The organism is Halogranum rubrum (assembly GCF_900114455.1).
Lineage (GTDB): Archaea > Halobacteriota > Halobacteria > Halobacteriales > Haloferacaceae > Halogranum > Halogranum rubrum.
In genome coordinates, this window is record NZ_FOTC01000002.1 from 118,906 (window position 1) to 135,781 (window position 16,876).

The following is a 16,876-nucleotide window of genomic DNA, read 5'->3' on the forward strand; positions in this document are numbered from 1 at the left end:
CCATTCGGAGAGCGAGACATAGTTCCTTGCCACCGAACCGTGATTCTCCTTCACTGATACGTGGCCCTTCACTACCGAGGAGCGGACCGCCCGGCTTAAGCGGCCGCAGTCGGTATCGCATCCCATGGAACTGACGACGAGCGGCCGGTTCCGCGTCCTCGACAGTCCCCGCGAGCGACCGGAACTCCTGCTCATCGACCTAGACTCTTTCGACCCGACGTACGTCGAGACACAGGGGTACGACGACGCACTGGCCGACGCCGTCGACCGACTCCGCCCCGGGTTCGTCGTCGAGGCGACGCTCACGTGGACAGAGGACGGGACGCCGCGATTCGCCTCGCTCGACGTCGAACGAGAGACCCGACTGGAGTTCGTCGACGGCGTCACCGGCGTCTTCGAGGCCGCCCGCGAGACGTGGCAGACCGCCGAAGCCGAGAACGAGGGGATGAACTCCCGTGTCACCTACGACACGGACGGTGCGCCCAACGGCGTGCTCTACGTCTTCGCGAAGCAGGCCGGTGCGCGCGACCTGTTCGAGGAGTTTCGCAGCGGCGTCCGTCCCATCGAACCGCTCCTCCAACGGGTGAACGAGAACCGCGACGACGACGACCCGCGCGAGGTGTTCGTGATGCGACCCGCCGACGAACCGTTCGTGTTGGTCTACATCGTCTTCCGAGCGGACGGTGTCCTCGCGAACACGGTTCGTGACACCTACGACTGCCCGCGCGAGTGACGCCCGGTCGACGTGATGCTCGGGTCGGTAGAGTACTTAAACGAGTTTTCTAATCGCATGTATTCAGTCGTCTAGGGCCGAAAGTAGGCTGTTCCCGAATATTCACCTATCTGTTTTGGCAAACGCGCTATACCGACTGCGCGTATGGCACAAAGTATGAGCGTTGAAGACCGAAGCAGCACGTTCACCATCGCAACGACCGAGGACGACACCGACGCCGACATCCCCGCCGACACCGTCAGCGACGTGTTCGCGAACGCCCGCTGTCGCGCCGTCCTGAAGTACCTCCGTAGCCGCGACTCTGCAGTCGAGTTGGACGAACTGGCCACCGCCGTCGCCGCCACCGAGTTCGGAACCGACAGCGACGAGGTCCCCGAAGACCGCTACGAGCGCGTTCTCGTCTCGCTGCACCACACGCACCTGCCGAAACTGGCCGACGCCAGCATCGTCTCCGTCGACCGAACCGACGGCGTCCGTGTGACCCGAAACACCGCTGCATTCGAGGCACTCGCATAACACCGCACCCTCCCTCCTCTGGCTCTCTACACCACTGAGTGACGACGCGCTCCCTCGCTCGCCCGTTCGACCACGGGTCGTGTGTCGTCACCAGTGGTATCGCTGTCTCTCGGAACTCGGTTTTGTCTCCCACCATCGAGGAACCTCGGTCAGTCGATATCCACCGACGGCAGAGCCCCCACGTTTATAACGGATTATCAGACACCTACGTCCACACATGGCAAACGTCGTCCGTCGGATGGCAGAGGGCAGTTCTCGCATCGTGGAGCGCTTCCTGCCCGAGGCGTTCCTGTTTGCGGTCCTGTTGACGTTCGTCGCCTACGGGATGGCGCTCGTCTTCGTCGAACCACAGGCGTCGATGTTCACACACGCTCGAACCATCCTCACGGCTGGCTGGTACGGTGGGTTCTGGAACTTGCTCTCCTTTGCGATGCAGATGACGCTCATCCTGATGACGGGATACGCGCTGGCACAGACGAGCGCCGTCGACGCACTCTTGGCTCGGTTGGCGACGATTCCGTCGAGTGAGCGGAGCGCCGCAGCGCTCGTCCCCGTCGTCGCCGCGACTGCTTCGTTCGTCCACTGGGGCCTCGGTCTCGTCGTCGGCGGTATCTTCGCCCGAAAGGTCGCCCAAGAGATCGAAGGCATCGACTTCCCCATCGTCGTCGCCGGCGCGTACGCCGGGTTCGTCGTCTGGCACGGTGGTCTCGCCGGGTCGATTCCGCTCGTCTTGAACTCCGACGCCTCGAACGGGAACTTCCTGCTCGAAGCGGGCGTCCTCGACTCGACTATCGGCACTGCCGCGACCATCTTTACGCCGATGAACCTCGTGCTCTTTGCAGTCGTCGCGTTCCTCTTTCTCCCCGCGTTGTTCGCGCTGATGTACCCCGAACGCGAGGACAAGAAGACGCCAATCGACCCCGCACAGTTCGAGACGGCGACTGTCGCCGACGGCGGCGAGACGGCGACGAAAAACGTCTCTTCGTCCGGTGACCTCTCGGTCGCAGACCGTATCGAGCAGTCGACGACGCTCGTGCTCGTCGTCGGTCTCTCCGGACTGCTCGCCGTCGGTCTGTACTTCTTCGACGGCATCCAGAACGGCGTCATGCCGTGGAACAACCTCAACCTGAACATCGTCAACTTCGGCTTCCTCTTCTTGGGACTCCTGCTCCACGGGTCGGCAGCGGCTTACATCGACGTCGTCAAAGAGGCCGTCGAGAACGTCTGGGGTATCATTCTTCAGTTCCCGTTCTACGCGGGCATCATGGGCATCATGGCCTACGCGCCCGAGGGGTCGACGAGTCTCGCGACGCAGATTGCACAGGGGATGGTCCAACTCTCTCCGGAAGGCTTCTTCCTCCCCGCTATCGCCTTCCTCACCGCGGGTATCGTCAACTTCTTCGTTCCCAGCGGCGGCGGCGAGTGGGCCGTCATCGGCGAGACGCTCGTGACGGCGGCGAAAGCCAGTGGGACGAGTGTCCCCCGGGTGGCCATGGCCGCGGCGTGGGGCGACGCGTGGACGAACATGATTCAGCCGTTCTGGGCGATTCCACTGCTGGCGATCAGTGGGCTCTCCGTCCGCGACATCATGGGCTACTGCGTGTTAGTGCTGTTCGGTGTCGGTGGTCTCGTCCTCGTCGCCGTGACGTTCCTGCCGATGTAGCGTTCACCGAACTCCCCCGACAGACTACAGAACTGCTTCGCCCGGAACTGGTCGACCGACCGGACCGAAATATGGGACGGAGACGGTGACTCAGGGACTCTCCGCCATCTTCTGTTCTACGTGGTCGAGAACCTGACCGTGTTCGTGTTGCGGACTGAAGAGAACGAAGTCGGACTTCTCGTCTGCTCGTACCGTGTGACCCGGTGGCCAGTAGAACATGTCGCCACCTTCGTCGGTCTCTTCGGTGCCGTCGGTGTAGGTGACGGTCAACTCACCGCTCACCACGTATCCCCAGTGCGGCGACTGGCAGAGATCGTCTTCCAGTCCTTCGAGAAGTCCGGCAAGGTCGGTTCCTCTCTCCATCGTAAAGTGTTCTGCAGCGATGTTTCCGTACCCCGTCGCGTCGCCGAAGTCTGGCTGATGCCGAGCCACGGCGTTCGGGCTGTCGATTTTGGTCGGAATATCGTGTGTTGCAATCTTCATCGGTCTCCTCTCCGTGTGAAGCACGCGACTGGACACGGCACGCTCGACTACGTCGCTCCTCTCGGAGTGCTTCCAGTGTACTTCGACCGCTACCGTGTTACCTCTTGTCACTCCACATCCCGACTGTCGAACGTAGCGCGTTGTCTGCCCGCGGTGAACACTGAGCAGTACGCACGAGTCGGCACGTCTCTCGGTTCGTCTTTCGTCTCCGCTCACTCGTAGGTGAACGTCATCCCACCGTCGAACGTCAGGTCGCCGCCGTTCAGATGCTTCGCGTGCTTCGAGAAACCGAAGACGAACAGGTTGGCGACGTCCACCGGTGTCATCATCTCTTTCGTCCGCGACTGGCCGAGCATCACGTCTTCGACGACTTCATCGACGGAGATGCCGCGCTGTTCGGCGGTGTCGGGAATCTGGTTCGTGACGAGCGGCGTCTTCACGTAGCCCGTACTGATAGAGAACGCCCGAAGCCTCCCGTCGCCTTCGGCGGCGATGGACTGGGTGAGCCCCCGCAGACCGAACTTCGAGACGTTGTAGGCGACTTTGTCGGAGGTGACGTAGTGGCCGTGGACCGACGCCATGTTGCCGATGGCACCGACGCCGTCGTCCGTGTCGCGGACGTGCGGCATCACGAGTTGCGAGAGTTTGAGCGGTGCCCGAAGCATCACGTCGTGCATCAGGTCGTACTGCTCCATCGGGAACTCGTCGATGGGGTCGATATGCTGTAGTCCGGCGATGTTCGCGAGATACCGAACCTCGCCGAACGTGGCTGCAGACTCGACGATGTCCTCGACTTCAGCGTCGTCGGTCAGGTCGGCAGTGACCGTCTCGACGGTGCCTGCCAGGTCGTGGTCGCTCGCTTGCTCGGCCGTCTCGACGAGGCCGTCGTCGTCGACGTCGGTGGCGACGACGGTGAGTCCGTTGGCGGCCAGTGCGAGCGCCGTCGCACGGCCGATACCGGACCCGCCGCCCGTGACGATAGCGACGCTGTCGGCGCTGAAGTGGTCGTCGTCGACGTGGAGGACGTCGTCGGGGTCGAACGTCGGTGCAGCGAGGTGGTCGCTCTCGGCTTCCTCGGACATACCGCAGAGAGGGTCCGAATCGTGGAAAAGCAGCGGGTTGATATGTGAAGGAACGACCTGCCACACGATTAATGAGGAAGGACACGAGAGTCGGAGGTGGTCATGATCTCTCTGACGATGGATATGGTGCAGTACGACTGTCCGTACATCACTGTCACCGACGACGTCGACGTCTCTTTCTACACCATGCACTGGGACTTCAACGCCGCCCGCGAGGCCTTGGAGACGCGTATCCTCGTGAAGGGAGAGGACCGAGGGTCGCTGACGAACGGTCTCGGTGCGCTTCGAGAGCAGGCGGGGATGCGCGAGTTCGACCTGCTCTCTCGGCAGGGGGAGTCGGCGGTCATCAAGTCCTTCATCGACCAGACGAACGCGATGAAGGTCATCCGCGAGAACGACGGCTACATCACCGGCCCGTTCCGCATCCGCGAGGGCAGCGAACTGTGGAACGTCGGCTTCGACACGAGCGACGCGGCCGACGATGCACTCTCGGACCTCGAACGAGAGAACGACTTCTCTATCGAGGCCAGAACGTCGACCACGCTCGACGACTATCTCGACATCGTCCAGAACGTCGACCCTGCGAAGGAACTCCTCGACGGCTGTCGGGCGCTCTCGGACGTCGAACGCGACACGCTCGAACGCGCCGTCGACGGCGGCTACTTCCAGACGCCCCGAGACGCGACGCTCGGGACACTCGCCGACGAGTTCGGCGTCTCGAAGACGGCCGCCTCGAAGAACTTGCGGCGGAGCGAACAGAAGGTGTTAGAGCGCGTCGTCGCCGCGATGTCAAGTCTCGACGAGACGGCGCGGTCCGAGCGTGAGTGACCGGCGGGTCTCTGGAACCTACACAGAGTTTGTCAGAAACGGCGTGCTGAATATAGAGAGTCTATTCAGCAACTTCTCTCTCAGCTTCGGAAGCAGTAATCGCGTAAATCATAAGACCAAGAACTGTGGTAATCGCAGCGCCAAACAGACCGCCCAAAAGCAAGCCAGTAATCAAACTCGCGAGTATAACGAAGAAAAATATGAGTGGATGCGTTGCGTCTATATTACCCATAATTCCTAGTCCCTCTCTGTCGTATTAACACCTGAGGCAGAGCTTTTGCTGCAAGATATGCGCGCTGTATTCAGCACGGCCACAGAAACCTCCCCGGACGCTGTCAGAACCGGCGTGCAACACTCAGAGAGTGAATCTCTCAGGATTGAATCGCCTTCTTCGCCGGACTGCGTCGATGGGCAAGCACAGCTAAACTGACCCCAAGAAGAACAGCAAGAACCCCAGGAATGAGATACACGATATTCGGAGCACATTCTCCACCTCCAGAACACATCTGACGCTGAAATGCGTACCAGACTGCGATACAACCGAGAAAGAGACTGAGACCACCGAATCCCTGAAGAACGCGAGACCAATTCATACTGTACAATCACTCTAGGATTGGAAAATAGCTTCCGCAGAGACAAAGGGCAGTTTGACCGACTTGCGCTCTGTATTCAGCACGGCACAGAAACCTCTCCGAAATCTGCCGTAAACGGCGTGCTAAATAGAGAGAATGTATGCAGCATGACTGGCTGGTTCGTTTCAGCACTTATCTACTGAACCAGCCGTTAAAAAGAGAGTAAAAACTAGACGCCAAAGACGTCTTATCCACAGTCTCTCTCGAGTAGATATGGCGAAATGGTTCCGACTACACACTAAGATCTACCACTATCACTATGTGGTTCTCGGAATCGCTGGCATAGCAGCAACAGTCGTGTTCGCTACACCAGGAACCGACTTCGTCCATCTCGGCCCACTTCAGTTAGACCTATTCTATATTTCCCTCGCTCTGTTCGCAGCACTACTCGCTCTGTCAGTAACTGACGAGTACGACTCAGAAGACTACGGACTCGACTCCTCGGACGCCGAGAAGTAGAACTCCAGAGACCACAGGTTCGATTCGTCGTCGGTTGGCAGATTCACGCTGGCCGATTCACACTGAGTTCGACACGACCGTAGACACCTCACCGAACGCTGTCAGAAGTAGTGCGTCGAACAGACGACGATATCCACCACCTGAGTTTTTCATACCCGGAGCAGCGTACAAAAGCCGCGGACGGTTCGTGTGTCGTCGTCGTGAATTTCGCTCTAGTTCCAAAGCAAGCGGGTGCGTGTGTCTCCCAAGGAACTATCAGCGGTGACCGAACTCGGCGTCCCCGAACCGCGGAAATGCTGATGAGTTCATACGACGTTATACTGCCTGAGTATGAGCGTAGCCAGCCCACTCTCGACCCAGCAAGTCTCCGAACTCGTGATGGCGAACCGGGCGATCAGAGCACCCTACTACCGGGCCGACCACGACGAGGGAGTTCGGTTCACAGACCTGGAGAAGGGACTTCAATGGGGCGCCGACGTCGTTCCGGCCCTGATAGACCTGTTCTGGGTCGCGGAGGACACTCGGGACGACCATCCCGACGGTTGGGTGGGCTTCGCCCGCCACTGGCGAGGAGCGACACTACGGGTGGAGTTCGACCTGTTCTCTGAACTCGATGACTCGGAGCCGATTCTGGTCGTGAACGCCATCTCGGGCCGAGAGGGACAGGAAGCCGTCGTCGACGAAGCGTTCGGAGAAATCGAACTGCCGGAGCAGGTTCCGACGCAGCAGGAGTGGGAAGAACGGCAAAAACGGTACCAGGCGGCGCGGAGGAACGATACTACCGATGGGTCGGCGGCGGTGAGAGCGTACATCGCGGCGCTGCCGGGTTGGAAACGCGAGGTTGCTGCACGATTCGACGATGTCGTTCAGCACGCCGTGCCGAACGTGCGCCGCGCCGTGAAGTACCACCAGCCGTTCTACGGCATCGAAGCGGAAGGATGGTTCGCGGCGTTCAGCGCGTTTTCGAAACACGTGAAACTGTCGTTCGTCTGTGAGACGTACCTCGAACCGGTTCCACCCAGCGGGACGGGTCCGGAGAGACAGGCCTTAGACCTGAAGGAGACAGACACGATGGACGAGGAGCAGGTCGCCTCCTGGATACGGCAAGCCGCCACCGACCCGGGGATGGGCTGGTGAAGAGAGACGCACCCGTGTGGTGGCAGTAACCCGCAAATCGACCCGCTACCTACCGGGACAAGCCCAAAGCAACGACTCCCTGACAGTCGGCATCCCGAGAACCTCCCCTCCGGACCGAGAGCTGTCAGCCGCCGTACGCGCGGTGCTCAGCCCGACGAACGAAAGTGACCGAAGTCGTCTTCTCAGCGACGCCGTACCGGAAGTCAGAACAACCGACGACGCGCAGCCACCGAACTATCGACGTGCGCCAACCGCTCGTCGGCCGCCAGCGACTCGACGACGTCGCGCTGGCTGTCGCCGTCGCTCGTGTTCGAGAGTTTCCACTCCTCTACTCCACCATCGTCTTCCCACGCTATCGTCAGCGACGCCCGTCGGAACCGGGACCCTTCGTCGAGGTCGATTCGACGAACGTCGGCCAGCGGGACGGCGAAGTTCTCCTCGTTCAGCGTGAGCAACTCGTCGGTCGCTCGGTTTTCGATTTCGCGTCGTCCTGTCTCGCCGACGTCGGCGCGGAGGAGGAGCGACGAGAACGACTCGCCCACGAAACACCAGACGAGTCGCTCGTCGGTGACGACCACCTCCCAGAACTCCAGGGAGGTCGGTCGCTGGCGGAACCACTGCGTGAAGTGAGCGAGTCGCGTTTCGGCCATCAACGTTCGAGGAGTATCGCGATATCTTTCGGCACGGTACTACCTTCCTGTGTCGCCAGCGAGACGCCGACGAAGAGGACGATGGTGACGAGCAGTGCGACCGTTCCGACCGGGAACCCGGAGGTGAACGGGTAGAGTCCGGTGACGGTTTCGGCGATACCCGTGAAGCCAGCGGCGTCGGCGATACGCGGGACAGCGCTGTAGAACAAGTTGATGGCGAGTCCGCCGACGATGGCGGCGATTGCACCCTCTGCGGTCGCTCCCTTCCAGTTGAGGCCGAGTGCCGCGATGGCGACGAAGGCGGCGGCGAAGAAGCCCCACCCGATGGTGCCGAGGATGCCGACGAGCGTCTCCGAGTAGAAGACGATGAGCGTCGACATGACGGTCAACCCAGCGAGTGCGCCCTGCGTCACGCGGAGTTCGGTCTTGTCGTCCTCGATGGGACGGCCGAGGGCGCGCGGGATGTCGCGGGAGACGGCCGCCGCGCCGATGTTGAGGAAGGAGTCCGAGGTGCTCATGATGGCCGCGAGCAGAGCGGCGAGGATGAGACCCGCGACGACACCGGGGGTGTGTTCGAGGACGAACACTGGCCCGACGATAGAGGCAGTCCTCGGCGCGGCCGTCTGGCCCGCTTCGACCATCGCACGCATCGACAGGCCGGTCGAGAAGGCGAGGAGGCTGGAGATTGCGTAGGTCACTGCCGCAATCGGTGCGCCCCAGCGGAGTATCTTGAGGTTCTTCGACATGTAGAACTTCGTGATGAGGTGGGGTTGGCCCGCCGCGCCGAGCGAGAACAGAATCCACCACCCGAGGCCGACGAAGACGGCGGCGACCGGTTCGCCGAGTGCGCCGAACGGCGAGATGAGCGCTGGGTCGGCGGTGGCGAGGTTCCGCGAGATGTTCTCCATCCCGCCGCCGAACCCGAGCGCGAAGGCGAACACGAGGATGGACCCGACAATCATCGTGATGGCCTGCACGAAGTCGGTCCAGACGCCCGCAATCATCCCGCCGAGCATGCAGTAGAGCAACAGAATGGTCGCGCCGATGATGAGTCCCCAGAACACCGGGAGGCCGAAGATGGCCCGCATCACGTACTGCAAGGCCGCGAGATTCGTCGCGAGGTAGGCGACGACGCCGACGACGACGGCGACGCCCGTGAGTCCGCGCACCGCGTCGCTCTCGTACCGGACGTACATCCCGTCGGCGAGTGTCATCACGTTGCGGATGTCCGCGAGGATGCGCATCCGCTTCGCGAGCAGGACCCACGTCACGACGAAGCCGAGCGGTGCGGTGAAGAAGATCCACAGCGCCGTCGTCCCGAACGAGTAGACGAGTTCGGGGCCGCCGACGAAGCCGAACCCGGACTGTACCACCGAGAACGCCGTGAGCGCCAGCACCCACGTCCCGATGCTCTTGCCCGTGATGAGGAAGTCGCTCGTACTCTCGGTCTGCATGTACCCCCAGACGCCGATGCCGAGGACGAGGAGCATGTACAGGCCACCGAAGAGGAGGACGAACGGACTGTCGGCGATGGGAATCGCCTGCAGTGGCAGTGACAGTGGACTCATTCGTCTTCACCTCCGTCGGTGCCGACGCGAGGCGCGAGCGGCAGATTCCGGTCACGTTGTGCCTCGCGCGCGTCGTCCATGATGTCGTCGACGACGTCGTCGTCACCGATTTCGGGGAAGACGAACGCGTAGTAGAACGCCCCGAGAATCGGGAGTAACCAGATACAGACGACGTAGACGAGCGTCGGCGTCGGCAGTCCCAACACGTAGCTGTAGGAGGTGACCGAAGGGCTCCACAGCAGCCAGATGCCGGTGAACCCGGCGACGAACACGGCCGCCCACCCGACGACCAGTCCGTTGTACGGTGCGACGCTCAGTTCGCTCCTGTTCCGTTCGATAGACGCGACGCCGATACTCCCGACGAGCAACCCAATCGCCAGATACGAGAAGACGCGGTACGCCCGTACCGCCGCGGCGACGAGCAGTGCCGCGGCGAGCAAGGCGAGGATGCCCATCAGTGTGTTCCGTCTGTCGTGTGTTTCCACCATGCCTACTGTGAACAGGGAACCTAGCGGCGAAAAACGGCGGGTTGATATGTAAACAGCAGACCCGAGTCAGTCGAACGTTGCTCCTCGAACGCACCGCTCGATGTCCCCCAGCGACTTCATCTCCAAGACGTTGTACTCGGCCCCTATTTCACTCGCGACTGCCCTGAACGACGGTAGCGGATCGTGGTCGTCGCCGGTGCCGTCGTTGTCGTGGAGGTGGGCGACGACGATTCGGTCGCCGAACCGGTCGACGAGTTCGCGGTAGTCGAACCCCGTCGCCTTCGCGTGGCCGACGTCGAGCGTGATACCGAAGTAGGGCGAGTCGACACCGACGTCGTCGACGAGGGCGGCGAGTCGGTCCGGGGTGGCCGTGTGCCGCCGTCGGGACGCGCGTTCGCGCTGATTCTCGAGACAGAGCGGGACGCCCACGTCGTCGGCGTGGTGCGCACACTCGCGAAGGGAGCGAACGGCCTGCTCGCGGGAGTGGACCTGTGCTCGGTCGGGGTAGCGTTTCGGGACGTCGCCGCCGTGGACGACGACGGCACCTGCACCCGCGAGAGCCGCGTCGTCCAGCGTCTCGACGACGGACGCGACAGTTCCTCTCCGAAGCGCCTCGTTGAGGTTCCCGAGGTTGCTGTCGACGTGGGGGGCGTGGAACGTGTACGTCACGTCGTAGGACTCGGCGATATCGCGGAGGGTTGCTGGCGTGGGGGCGTCAGCGGCGACGTCGAGATAGCCACGTCGAATCTCGACGTGCGAGAGGCCTTGCGTGTCGAGAAACTCGACGAACTCCTCGACCGATTCGTCGAACCGGAGGTCCAGTGATGCGCCGTAGTGCACTGTCGTTCACCGTTCTCACCGTTGGAGCGGCGAGGAGATAGCGCTGTCCGCCTCGTCGTCTTCGGCGGGTCGTCGCCGAGACTCGCCCGCGGTGGGTTGCGGTCGGTCCATCAGTTGCGTACTCGGGGTCGTCGTCCACGGAGCGGGAGCGACGCGTTGGAGAGTAAAGCCGACCGCGGCGCCTCCGTCGTCTTCCGCGCTGAAGGTGAGTTCCGACCCGTAGCGTTGGGCGACGACGCTGGCGAGATACAGGCCGAGTCCCGTGTCGTCTGTCGTCTCGGGGACGCCGTCGACGTGACCGAACGTCTCTCGCACCGACTGCGGGATGCCCGGCCCGTCGTCGGTGACGGTCAAGCGAACGCGCGTGTCGTCGTCGTCGAGACGGACGGAGACGTGTGGATGGTCGCTCCCGTTGTGGACGAGGGCGTTCTGCACGAGGTTGGCGACGACGATATCGAGCAGGTCGTCGGCCCGGACGACGACGCCCGTGGGAACGTCGACGTCGAAGGTGGCCTGGGGGTGCGCCTGTCTCGCCGCACTTACTTCGGCGTGGAGGACGAGCGACAGGTCTCGAGTCACGAGCGACGCCGGCGTGCCGAGTGCGTCGACGAGTGCGTCCACGTTCGCCAGCAGGTCGACGGTTCGAGCGTTTCGCTCGCGGATGGGGGTGAGGTAGCGTCGCCCATCGTCGTCGATGTGTGGAGAGAGGAGGTCGGTGTAGCCGTCGACGACGGTGACGGTGTCGAGGACGTGGTGGCGCAGGTGGCGGTTGAGATGCGAGAGGACGCGCGTCTGTCGTTCCAGCAGTTCGGTCTGGGTCTCTCGACGCTCGCGGCGCTTGGCCGTCTCGATGGCGCGGACGCGTTGCCACCCGAGGGCGATGCCGACGCCAGCGCCGACGTTCGCGCCGAGCAAGAGCGTGAATCTCGGGTCGGGGAGCCACCCGCCACCGAGCGACACGTCGACGAGGATGTAGCCGACGAACGCGGTCATGAGCCCCATCGTCACGAGACACCAGGTGGCGATACGCCACAGTTGGTCGGGACGGAGTCCGCGCCGACTGAACCAGTAGCCCGCGATGACGATGGCCGACGCCCACCCGGTCAGCGAGACCAACTCGACGAGCGACGTCTCGAACGTTCGAAACGGGTTCAGTGCGAACTGGTAGAGGTGGGCGACGCCGACGGTTCGCAAGAGGAGTCCGACCGAGACGATGACTAACGCCCCGGTCATCTGCGACCGAATTCTCATCCACCTGGACATTATGCAAAAGAAGGACGTCGAGTGATATAACTGCTCTGTCGTGTCGTCGCACAACACGTATCACTCGCGGTCGATGTGCGACCCGAACCCACAGACACGCGTCAGACAACGGCCCGAAGACACTTATCGACGTTTGCCGTCCATCCCACCGACTGGTCGTTCCGACCGACAGTCAGTTCAGAGGCATCCCGATTTATGACTTCGACTCGACGTACGTTTTTGACTCGTATCGGACTTGCAACAAGTGGCACCGTCGCTCTCGCGGGGTGTTCCGGACTCGCCGGTGACAGTTCTAGTGAGGAGGACAGTAACAGCGGTGGCGACAGCGCGACGAACAACAGTTCCTCGAACGCCGGTTCGAGCACTACCTCGACCGACGGCGACACCGCCGACCCGAGCGCGATAGAGGGCGAGGTGGAGAACACCCTCGACGGTGCGGCCACCGTCGACTCTCACCAGGCGTCCGTCGACGACGGAACGCTTCTCGTCCAAGCGTCTGTTACGGTAGCCGACGCTGCAGCCATCGACGGTAACCTACTCCTCCGCGGTGAGGTGTGGTACAGCAAGATAGCCGCTGGCAACGACATCGACGTTCTCCGGGAGTTCGAGTCTGACCAGAGTTACGACCTCACGACGCAGTTCCCGAACGTCGACCCAGCGAAAGTCGAGAAGTACACGCTCACGCTCGAAGCCGTCACCGACAAGCAGCCACAGAACTGAGCGGTATCGTCTCACGTTCTGTTTCTCTCCCCCTGGCGCTCCGGATAGACACGAGCGACTGCTGTTCTCTCCGTTGGAACCTTCCTCACCGTCACTGACACAATCTCGCCTTCGTCTGCCCGTTTACAGCGCTCGGTAGCTGTCTCAGCAATTGTTAGAGGTATCTAATTTAGAAATTAGACCAACAGCATTATTGCTTTTGGGTAGAGACGGACTCACGAACATGAACGATGCGTCTCGTCCAGCAACCGACGACACTTTCTCGCGACGGCAGACACTCGTCACCGGTTCCGGACTCCTTACGGCCGGTCTGGCGGGTTGTCTCGCGAGCGGTGGCGAGAACGGAGCACAGCGAACCGGCGAACAGGGAGAGGAGTCCGGAGACGGCCTCGTCGCAGTCGCGTCGTTCTTCAGCTTCTTCGACTTCGCGCGGAAGATTGCCCGCGACACACCCGTCGAGATACGGAACCTCGTCCCGACCGGCCTCCACGGCCACGGGTGGGAACCGAACGCCAGCGTCACGAAAGACATCATCGAAGCGGACGCGTTCATCCACGTCGGCGAGGATTTCCAGCCGTGGGCCGACCGTGCGATTCAGACGCTGAAGGACGACGATGCGGGGACGCAACTCATCAACGTCCGTGAGGGCGTCGAACTCGTGAATCTCGCCGCCAGTCTCGACAGAGACGAGGAAGGTGTCGGCCAAGGACGCGGGAAAGACCCCCACTTCTGGTTGGACCCCCAGCGGGCGAAGACGTCAGTCGACAACATCACCGAGGGCCTCGTCGAACTGGCCCCCGACCACGAGTCGACGTTCCGCGAGAACGCCTCGACCTACAAATCGGACGTCCTCGACCGAATCGATAGCGACTACCAGTCTATCTTCGACGAGGCGTCGAAGAGCGTCGTCCAACTGGCCGCACACAACGCCTTCCAGTACATCGGGACGCGGTACGGCGTCGAGATGCGGCCGCTGGTGTTCAACCTCGCGGCGAGCGGTGACATCAAGCCTTCCGACATCACGAAGGCGAAGGAGGTTATCGAGGAGAACGACATCCGCTACATCGGCGCAGGGGTGTTCGAGACCCGAAAACCGGCGAAACAACTCCTCGCGGAGACGTCCGTCGAGGGCTACTTCCCGGTCACGCCCTACGCGGGTGTCCGGAAAGATTGGGTCGAGAACGACTGGGGGTACGAGGAGATCGCCTACAACATCAACATGCCTACCTTCGAAGTCGTCCTCGGCAACAAGCAACCCGACGAGGTCGGTCCCGACGGGTGGAACGAGCAGTGGAGGAACTTCGAATGAGCCTCGCAGAGGAGGAGGCGAGTGGTCACCACGCGACTGCGGCCACCCCGGTCGTCGACCTCTCGAACGTCGTGTTCGGCTACACCGCCACGCCAGTCGTCGAGGACATCTCACTGCGCATCGACCCCGGCGAGTACGTCGCCATCGTCGGCCCGAACGGGTCGGGGAAGTCGACACTGATGAAACTCATGCTCGGCCTGCTCACGCCCGACGAGGGGACTGCTCGACTGTTCGGTGAGCCGTCTCATCGGTTCGACGACGGTGCTCGACTGGGTTACGTCGCCCAACACGCCAGCGCCTCGAAGGAGATGCCTATCACCGTCCGCGAAGTCGTGAAGATGGGTCGGTTCCCCCACGTCGGGTTCGGTCGTCTCACCGCCGAAGACAGAGAAATCGTCGACCGGGCGCTCGACACGGTGGGGATGGCGGGGTTCGCGGACCGTCGCGTGACGCAACTCTCCGGCGGCCAGCGACAGCGGGCGTTCATCGCCCGAGCGCTCGCCGGTGAGGCGGACCTCCTCGTCCTCGACGAACCGACCGTCGGCGTCGACGCCGAGTCCGTCGAGGCGTTCTACGACTTGCTCGACACGCTCAACGAGGGCGGTATCACGATTCTCCTCATCGAACACGACTTGAGTGCCGTCACCGAACAGGCCGAACGCGTCGTCTGTCTCAATCGTGAAATCTACTTCGACGGCCCGACGGCCGAGTTCGTCGAGAGCGACGCACTCGCTCGGGCCTTCGGGACGGCGGCGACGTTCGTCGGTGACCGCCAATGACACAGACGTTCGCTGTCGCGTTGCAGAGCAGTCCGCTCGACCCGGTCTTCGCGCCGCTGTACTGGCTGCTCGGTCTCTGGTCGGAGGTGATGTTCTGGCTCGCCGGGGCGACCGGACTCGAACTGCTCCAGTACCAGTTCATGCACCGGGCTATCCTCGTCGGTCTCTGTATCGGCGTGATGGCCCCACTCATCGGGACGTTCCTCGTCCACCGGCAACTCGCACTCATCGGTGACGCACTGGCGCACACCGCCTTTGCAGGAGTCGCGGTCGGTCTGTTCGTCAACGCCGTCTTCGAGTTGAGCGTCTCGCCGTACCTGACGGCCGTCGTCGTCGCCATGATTGCGGCGTTGCTCATCGAGGTCATCTCCGAGGCGACCGACGCTTACAACGACGTCTCGATGGCCATCGTCCTCTCTACTGGGTTCGCGCTCGGGTCGACGCTCATCAGCATCAACGCCGGTGGACTCGCCGTCGGTATCAACCAGTTCTTGTTCGGCAACCTCTCGACCGTCTCGGCAGAGAACGCGGCCATCCTGCTCGTGTTGTTCGGTGTCATCGTCGGCACCGTCGCACTCACCCGGAACCAGTTACTCTACGTCACGTTCGACGAGACGGCGGCGGCCGTCTCCGGTCTCTCGGTGAGTTGGTACAACCGGGTCATGGTGATGTTGACCGCACTGGTCGTCGTCGGTGCGATGCAGATTATGGGCGTCATCCTCGTCGCCGCGATGCTGGTCGTCCCCGTCGCGGGCGCGACACAGGTGTCGCGCAGTTTCTCGGAATCGTTGCTCGTCTCCGTCGTCCTCGCCGAACTCGCGGTGCTGCTCGGTATCGGTGTGGCCTACTACGGTGAAGCGACTGCGGGCGGCGTCATCGTCCTCGTGGCAGTGGCCATCTACGTCGTCACCGTCGTGGCAGGGAAGACGGTCCGTGCAGTCGGCGACGATACACCGACAGACGTGGGTAGTATCAGCACCAACGACGTCGAGACGCACTCTGACTGAGATGTCTCCTTCGAAGGCGAACTCGCCGAAGTCGGCTGTGTCGACACTCACGTTGACTCCATCGATGGAAGACGCCCTGCGGCACATCTACCGATTGGCAGAGACGGGCGACGGGTGGGTGTCGAACACAGCGGTAGCGACCCAACTCGACGTCACCCGTGCGACAGTGTCGAGCACCTTCGACGCACTCGCCACACGTGGACTCGTCGAGCGCGAAGCGTATCGACCCGTTCGACTCACGGAGGCGGGAGAGACTGCCGCCCTCGACGTCGTGCGGCGACATCGACTCGTCGAGACGTTACTCGTCGAGATGTTCGACTACGCGATGAGCGAAGTCGACGTCGAGGCGGACCGACTCGAACACCACCTCAGCGACCGACTCTGTCGCGAAATCGAGCGGGCGTTGGGAATGCCCAGCGCGGACCCGCACGGCGATCCGATTCCGGACGCTGCGCTCGACGTCGAACACGGTGATCTGATTCCGCTCTTCGACGTCGACGAGGCAGCGGTAGTCGAGGTGGTCAGAATCCTCCTCCGAGACGACGAGACGCTCGACGAGCTCGTCTCGGTCGGTATCGAACCGTCGGCGGTTCTCACACTCACCGAGCGGACTCCGTTAGGAACGGTGGTCGTCACCGTCTCCGGGACGGACCAACAGACGACGCTTCCCGAGGCAGTGGCATCGGCGATTCTCGTCGAATCGGGTGGCGGATAGCTGC

The 16,876-nt window shown here is 62.4% G+C and carries 18 protein-coding genes; 11 read left to right on the forward strand and 7 right to left on the reverse strand.

Annotated features, from left to right (window positions below):
- Nucleotides 1–124: 124 nt before the first annotated feature.
- The 3 genes from BM083_RS08815 to BM083_RS08825 all read left to right on the forward strand — a co-directional run bounded on the left by BM083_RS08815 (nucleotide 125) and on the right by BM083_RS08825 (nucleotide 2,912).
- Nucleotides 125–733: a DUF6663 family protein gene (locus BM083_RS08815; protein WP_089870044.1), complete on the forward strand. Its 609-nt coding sequence runs from the start codon at nucleotides 125–127 to the stop codon at nucleotides 731–733.
- Between the two features lie 156 nt (nucleotides 734–889).
- Nucleotides 890–1,249, forward strand: coding sequence for a DUF7344 domain-containing protein (locus BM083_RS08820; protein ID WP_049893598.1), 360 nt, complete (start codon nucleotides 890–892; stop codon nucleotides 1,247–1,249).
- Nucleotides 1,250–1,466: 217 nt separating this feature from the next.
- Nucleotides 1,467–2,912 (forward strand): short-chain fatty acid transporter, encoded by a 1,446-nt coding sequence (locus tag BM083_RS08825; RefSeq protein WP_089868637.1) that lies wholly within the window; start codon nucleotides 1,467–1,469, stop codon nucleotides 2,910–2,912.
- Between the two features lie 90 nt (nucleotides 2,913–3,002).
- Here BM083_RS08825 and BM083_RS08830 read toward each other — a convergent pair whose 3' ends face one another.
- A complete protein-coding gene (locus tag BM083_RS08830) occupies nucleotides 3,003–3,395 on the reverse strand; it encodes a cupin domain-containing protein (RefSeq protein ID WP_089868639.1) in 393 nt (130 codons plus the stop codon).
- A 212-nt stretch (nucleotides 3,396–3,607) separates the two neighbouring features.
- Entirely contained in the window at nucleotides 3,608–4,477 is an 870-nt protein-coding gene (locus BM083_RS08835; RefSeq protein ID WP_089868641.1) for an SDR family NAD(P)-dependent oxidoreductase, read from the reverse strand.
- A gap of 102 nt (nucleotides 4,478–4,579) precedes the next feature.
- On the opposite strand from BM083_RS08835, the gene BM083_RS08840 reads away from it, so the two are divergent.
- The 3 genes from BM083_RS08840 to BM083_RS08850 all read left to right on the forward strand — a co-directional run bounded on the left by BM083_RS08840 (nucleotide 4,580) and on the right by BM083_RS08850 (nucleotide 7,533).
- Nucleotides 4,580–5,305 (forward strand): helix-turn-helix domain-containing protein, encoded by a 726-nt coding sequence (locus BM083_RS08840; RefSeq protein WP_089868643.1) that lies wholly within the window; start codon nucleotides 4,580–4,582, stop codon nucleotides 5,303–5,305.
- 845 nt (nucleotides 5,306–6,150) lie between these two features.
- Nucleotides 6,151–6,396, forward strand: coding sequence for a hypothetical protein (locus BM083_RS08845; protein WP_089868646.1), 246 nt, complete (start codon nucleotides 6,151–6,153; stop codon nucleotides 6,394–6,396).
- Between the two features lie 330 nt (nucleotides 6,397–6,726).
- Nucleotides 6,727–7,533, forward strand: a complete 807-nt coding sequence (locus tag BM083_RS08850) for a DUF1801 domain-containing protein (RefSeq protein WP_089868648.1) — start codon at nucleotides 6,727–6,729, stop codon at nucleotides 7,531–7,533.
- A gap of 203 nt (nucleotides 7,534–7,736) precedes the next feature.
- Here BM083_RS08850 and BM083_RS08855 read toward each other — a convergent pair whose 3' ends face one another.
- From BM083_RS08855 to BM083_RS08875, 5 genes are all read right to left on the reverse strand, one after another.
- Complete coding sequence (locus tag BM083_RS08855) at nucleotides 7,737–8,183, reverse strand: hypothetical protein (protein WP_089868651.1); 447 nt, start codon at nucleotides 8,181–8,183, stop codon at nucleotides 7,737–7,739.
- Complete coding sequence (locus BM083_RS08860; protein ID WP_089868653.1) at nucleotides 8,183–9,751, reverse strand: sodium:solute symporter family transporter; 1,569 nt, start codon at nucleotides 9,749–9,751, stop codon at nucleotides 8,183–8,185. The genes BM083_RS08855 and BM083_RS08860 overlap by 1 nt, the downstream gene beginning before the upstream one ends.
- Nucleotides 9,748–10,239: a hypothetical protein gene (locus tag BM083_RS08865; protein WP_089868655.1), complete on the reverse strand. Its 492-nt coding sequence runs from the start codon at nucleotides 10,237–10,239 to the stop codon at nucleotides 9,748–9,750. The genes BM083_RS08860 and BM083_RS08865 overlap by 4 nt, the downstream gene beginning before the upstream one ends.
- A 66-nt stretch (nucleotides 10,240–10,305) precedes the next feature.
- Nucleotides 10,306–11,079: a sugar phosphate isomerase/epimerase family protein gene (locus BM083_RS08870; protein WP_089868658.1), complete on the reverse strand. Its 774-nt coding sequence runs from the start codon at nucleotides 11,077–11,079 to the stop codon at nucleotides 10,306–10,308.
- Nucleotides 11,080–11,094: 15 nt separating this feature from the next.
- Nucleotides 11,095–12,342 carry a sensor histidine kinase gene (locus tag BM083_RS08875; protein ID WP_089868660.1) on the reverse strand — a complete coding sequence of 416 codons (1,248 nt, stop codon included), beginning with the start codon at nucleotides 12,340–12,342 and terminating at the stop codon, nucleotides 11,095–11,097.
- A 219-nt stretch (nucleotides 12,343–12,561) separates the two neighbouring features.
- Between BM083_RS08875 and BM083_RS08880 the strand changes: the two genes are divergently transcribed.
- The 5 genes from BM083_RS08880 (at nucleotide 12,562) to BM083_RS08900 (ending at nucleotide 16,872) form a co-directional block, all read left to right on the forward strand.
- Nucleotides 12,562–13,062 carry a hypothetical protein gene (locus BM083_RS08880; RefSeq protein WP_089868662.1) on the forward strand — a complete coding sequence of 167 codons (501 nt, stop codon included), beginning with the start codon at nucleotides 12,562–12,564 and terminating at the stop codon, nucleotides 13,060–13,062.
- 223 nt (nucleotides 13,063–13,285) lie between these two features.
- The gene (locus BM083_RS08885; protein ID WP_089868665.1) at nucleotides 13,286–14,371 is read left to right on the forward strand and encodes a metal ABC transporter substrate-binding protein; all 1,086 of its coding nucleotides are present in this window, start codon (nucleotides 13,286–13,288) and stop codon (nucleotides 14,369–14,371) included.
- Complete coding sequence (locus BM083_RS08890; protein WP_177197593.1) at nucleotides 14,368–15,150, forward strand: metal ABC transporter ATP-binding protein; 783 nt, start codon at nucleotides 14,368–14,370, stop codon at nucleotides 15,148–15,150. Before BM083_RS08885 ends, BM083_RS08890 begins: the two co-directional genes overlap by 4 nt.
- Nucleotides 15,147–16,157, forward strand: coding sequence for a metal ABC transporter permease (locus tag BM083_RS08895; protein ID WP_089868669.1), 1,011 nt, complete (start codon nucleotides 15,147–15,149; stop codon nucleotides 16,155–16,157). Before BM083_RS08890 ends, BM083_RS08895 begins: the two co-directional genes overlap by 4 nt.
- Nucleotides 16,158–16,221: 64 nt before the next feature.
- Nucleotides 16,222–16,872 (forward strand): metal-dependent transcriptional regulator, encoded by a 651-nt coding sequence (locus BM083_RS08900; RefSeq protein ID WP_245756871.1) that lies wholly within the window; start codon nucleotides 16,222–16,224, stop codon nucleotides 16,870–16,872.
- Nucleotides 16,873–16,876: the final 4 nt, after the last annotated feature.

Excerpts from the sequence above, each read along its gene's own strand:
- BM083_RS08815 (WP_089870044.1), top strand. The coding sequence starts at position 125 with ATGGAACTGACGACGAGCGGCCGGTTCCGCGTCCTCGACAGTCCCCGC.
- BM083_RS08820 (WP_049893598.1), top strand. The coding sequence starts at position 890 with ATGAGCGTTGAAGACCGAAGCAGCACGTTCACCATCGCAACGACCGAG.
- BM083_RS08825 (WP_089868637.1), top strand. The coding sequence starts at position 1,467 with ATGGCAAACGTCGTCCGTCGGATGGCAGAGGGCAGTTCTCGCATCGTG.
- BM083_RS08830 (WP_089868639.1), bottom strand. The coding sequence starts at position 3,395 with ATGAAGATTGCAACACACGATATTCCGACCAAAATCGACAGCCCGAAC.
- BM083_RS08835 (WP_089868641.1), bottom strand. The coding sequence starts at position 4,477 with ATGTCCGAGGAAGCCGAGAGCGACCACCTCGCTGCACCGACGTTCGAC.
- BM083_RS08840 (WP_089868643.1), top strand. The coding sequence starts at position 4,580 with ATGATCTCTCTGACGATGGATATGGTGCAGTACGACTGTCCGTACATC.
- BM083_RS08845 (WP_089868646.1), top strand. The coding sequence starts at position 6,151 with ATGGCGAAATGGTTCCGACTACACACTAAGATCTACCACTATCACTAT.
- BM083_RS08850 (WP_089868648.1), top strand. The coding sequence starts at position 6,727 with ATGAGCGTAGCCAGCCCACTCTCGACCCAGCAAGTCTCCGAACTCGTG.
- BM083_RS08855 (WP_089868651.1), bottom strand. The coding sequence starts at position 8,183 with ATGGCCGAAACGCGACTCGCTCACTTCACGCAGTGGTTCCGCCAGCGA.
- BM083_RS08860 (WP_089868653.1), bottom strand. The coding sequence starts at position 9,751 with ATGAGTCCACTGTCACTGCCACTGCAGGCGATTCCCATCGCCGACAGT.
- BM083_RS08865 (WP_089868655.1), bottom strand. The coding sequence starts at position 10,239 with ATGGTGGAAACACACGACAGACGGAACACACTGATGGGCATCCTCGCC.
- BM083_RS08875 (WP_089868660.1), bottom strand. The coding sequence starts at position 12,342 with ATGTCCAGGTGGATGAGAATTCGGTCGCAGATGACCGGGGCGTTAGTC.
- BM083_RS08885 (WP_089868665.1), top strand. The coding sequence starts at position 13,286 with ATGAACGATGCGTCTCGTCCAGCAACCGACGACACTTTCTCGCGACGG.
- BM083_RS08890 (WP_177197593.1), top strand. The coding sequence starts at position 14,368 with ATGAGCCTCGCAGAGGAGGAGGCGAGTGGTCACCACGCGACTGCGGCC.
- BM083_RS08895 (WP_089868669.1), top strand. The coding sequence starts at position 15,147 with ATGACACAGACGTTCGCTGTCGCGTTGCAGAGCAGTCCGCTCGACCCG.
- BM083_RS08900 (WP_245756871.1), top strand. The coding sequence starts at position 16,222 with ATGGAAGACGCCCTGCGGCACATCTACCGATTGGCAGAGACGGGCGAC.